Source organism: Streptomyces tricolor, assembly GCF_002155905.1.
In the GTDB taxonomy this organism is placed as follows: domain Bacteria; phylum Actinomycetota; class Actinomycetes; order Streptomycetales; family Streptomycetaceae; genus Streptomyces; species Streptomyces tricolor.
The window spans coordinates 1-2,771 of the sequence record NZ_MUMF01000745.1 but is presented as its reverse complement, the minus strand read 5'-3'; the positions used below and the strand labels follow the sequence as shown (position 1 = coordinate 2,771).

The window sequence follows — 2,771 nt, the reverse complement described above, 5'->3', positions numbered from 1 at the left end:
GCCGCCGCGACGGACGCCTTCGTCGCGGGGCTCACCCGCAGCGCGGCGGTGGCGGCCGTGGTCGCCGCCGGCGGCGCGGTGGCCGTCTGGCGAGGGCTGCCGCGACCGGCCGCCGACGGCTCTTCGCCCCGCCCGGAAAGACAGGACGGACGCACCCCGCCCGGCGCGGAAAGGCACTCCGCACGGCGCGGCTCTCCGTAGACCACTCCGGTCATTGTTGACCGACACACGCCCGTGCTTCCCGGGCGGGCCGGCCGCGGGTGCGCTTTGCTGGCTTTCCGCCGATCGAACGTCCTTTCAGAACCCGGGAGAATTCTTGGCCGAGCAGCTGATCGTCGACGCCCTTGTCCGTCTCATCGTCCGCCATTTCGAAATGGATCCGGCGCAGCTGAGCGCCGACAGCAATCTGCAGCACCTCGGCCTCGACTCGATCGCCCTCGCGGAACTGCTCGTCGTGGTCGAGGAGGAGACCGGCATCGAGGTCCCGCTCACGGACCAGGCGATGCCGGCGGGTCCGGAGGTCACCCTCGCCGCGGTGGCCGACTACGTGGCCCGGTTCACCGACGAGTCGACCCGCGCCGTCCTGCACACGCTGGCCGCGGCACCCGCGGACGTGGACGCATGAGGAGGTCGCGGACCGTCGTCACCGGCATCGGACTGGCCACCCCGGGCGGGGTGGGCGCCGAGGCCACCTGGCGACGGCTGTGCGCGGGGACACCGACCGCGTCCACCGACCCCCGGCTCGCGGGCCTGCCCGTGGACTTCAGCTGCCGGGTCCCGGACGAGGAGCTCACCGCCGCCCTCGGACCCGGCCTGCGCTGGCGCACCGACCGTTTCATCCACCTCGCCCTCGCCGCCGCGCGGGAAGCGGTCCAGGACGCCGGTCTGGCACCGGGGGAGTGGGACGCCGACCGGGTCGGCGTGGTCATCGGCGTGGGCAGCAGCAGCCGGGACACCGACCTGCCCGTCGTGCAGCGCCTGACGTCGGGCGAGTACCAGAAGATCTCACCCACCACGGTGCCGCGGGCCCTGCCCAACATGGCCGCCGGTGAGATCGCCGCCGACCTGGGGGCGAAGGGGCCCGGCTTCGGCGTCAGCACCGCCTGCGCCTCCGGCGCGACCGCGATCGGTGTCGGCCGGCAGCTCCTGTTGGGCGGGCTGTGCGACATCGCGCTGGTCGGCGGGGCGGAGAGCGGCTGCGGTCCGCTGGCCGGCATGGGTTTCTGGCGGCTGGGCGCCTTGTCCGCCCGCCGGCACGACCCGGCGGGTGCCTCGCGCCCCTTCGACACGGAACGGGACGGCTTCGTGCTGGCGGAGGGCGCCGGCGTGCTCGTCCTGGAGCGGGCGGAACACGCGCGCGCCCGCGGCGCCACGGCGAGGGCCGTCCTCTCCGGATTCGGCGCCACCAGCGACGCCCACCACCCCACCAGCCCGCACCCGGACGGCGAGGGCGCCGCACGTGCGGTCCGCGCGGCCCTGGCGGAAGCCGACCTGACGCCCGACGACGTCCACCACGTCAACGCGCACGCCACCTCGACGCCGTTGAACGACCGGGTGGAGGCCGCCGTACTGCACCGGATCTTCCGCCGGCCGCCGCCCGTCACGGCCACCAAGAGCATTCTGGGACACTCGCTGGGGGCCGCGGGTGCCGTCGAGGCCGCCGTGTGCGTGCTCTCCCTGCACCACCAGACCGTGCACCCGACGGCCAACCTGGACGCGCCCGAGCCCGGCATCGACCTCGACATCGTCACCAAGGCCCCCCGCACCTGCCGGATCGACACCGTCCTGAGCACCTCGTTCGGCTTCGGCGGCCAGAACGCCGTACTCGTCCTCCAGACCCCGTGACCGCCTGACTCCCGGGACGGGTGCGGGGCCGCGGGCGTTCTCATGCGTCGGCCCCCCGTCTATACGATGCCGTACAGAACGACGGCAGGCCGTCCGTACGCCTCCGTACGGACGGCCCGGCAGCGACGGGAGACACACGCATGGCCATGGCCCGCACGCCCCGCGGCAAATGGATCGAGGCGGGGCTGCAGGCGCTCTCCGCCGGCGGCCCCCAGGCCGTCCGGGTCGAGTCGCTGGCGCAGGCGCTCGGCGTCAGCAAAGGGGGCTTCTACGGCTACTTCCGCAACCGGCAGGCGCTGCTCACCGAGATGCTCGACACATGGGAACGCGAGGTCACCGAGAAGGTGATCGAGCGGGTCGAGAGCGGCGGAGGAGACGCCAGGGCCCGGCTGGACCGGCTCTTCACGATCGTCGCCTCGTCCGGTGACACCCCGACGGTGAGCGTGGCCGCCGAACTCGCCGTCCGCGACTGGGCCCGGCACGACGAGGAGGTCGCGCGGCGGCTGCGCCGGGTCGACAACCGGCGCATGGACTACCTGCGTTCGCTGTTCGGCGCCTTCTGCTCCGACGAGGACGAGGTGGAGGTCCGCTGCCTGCTCACCTTCTCGCTGCGCATCGGCAGCCACTTCATCGCCGCCGATCACGGCGGCCGGAGCCGTGCGGAGGTGATGGGGCTCGCCAGGAAGCGGCTCCTCGCCTAGGCGTCCCGTACGAGGGCCGGGAGCCCGGGAGGCTCGCCGGCGGACCGTCGGCGGGTCACCTCCGCCGCGCGTCCACCGGCGGGACCGGCCGGAGCCGGTAGGCCTCGCCGTGTCCGGTCACGCGTCCGGCGGTGGGCGGCGGGAAGTGGGTGCCGAGGACCAGGGTGCCGGTGCCGGCGAGTGCGCCGAGGAGCCGGCGGCGGGTGGCCTCGGCCAGCGCCGGAT

At 74.3% G+C, this 2,771-nt stretch carries 3 protein-coding genes and 2 pseudogenes; 4 read left to right on the top strand and 1 reads right to left on the bottom strand.

Translation table 11 applies throughout. The features are described from left to right. From CCN44_RS45730 to CCN44_RS38685, 4 genes and pseudogenes are all read left to right on the top strand, one after another. Nucleotides 1-201, top strand: a pseudogene (locus CCN44_RS45730) (hypothetical protein); the annotation flags it as partial. Between the two features lie 115 nt (nt 202-316). Then, entirely contained in the window at nt 317-625 is a 309-nt protein-coding gene (locus CCN44_RS38695) for an acyl carrier protein (protein ID WP_059255825.1), read from the top strand. Beyond that, nucleotides 622-1,845 (top strand): beta-ketoacyl-[acyl-carrier-protein] synthase family protein, encoded by a 1,224-nt coding sequence (locus CCN44_RS38690; protein WP_086703577.1) that lies wholly within the window; start codon nt 622-624, stop codon nt 1,843-1,845. The genes CCN44_RS38695 and CCN44_RS38690 overlap by 4 nt, the downstream gene beginning before the upstream one ends. Nucleotides 1,846-1,985: 140 nt before the next feature. Continuing rightward, nucleotides 1,986-2,546 (top strand): TetR/AcrR family transcriptional regulator, encoded by a 561-nt coding sequence (locus tag CCN44_RS38685; protein WP_059255821.1) that lies wholly within the window; start codon nt 1,986-1,988, stop codon nt 2,544-2,546. A 55-nt stretch (nt 2,547-2,601) separates the two neighbouring features. Here the strand turns inward: CCN44_RS38685 and CCN44_RS46930 are convergent. Then, nucleotides 2,602-2,771, bottom strand: a pseudogene (locus tag CCN44_RS46930) (MBL fold metallo-hydrolase); the annotation flags it as partial.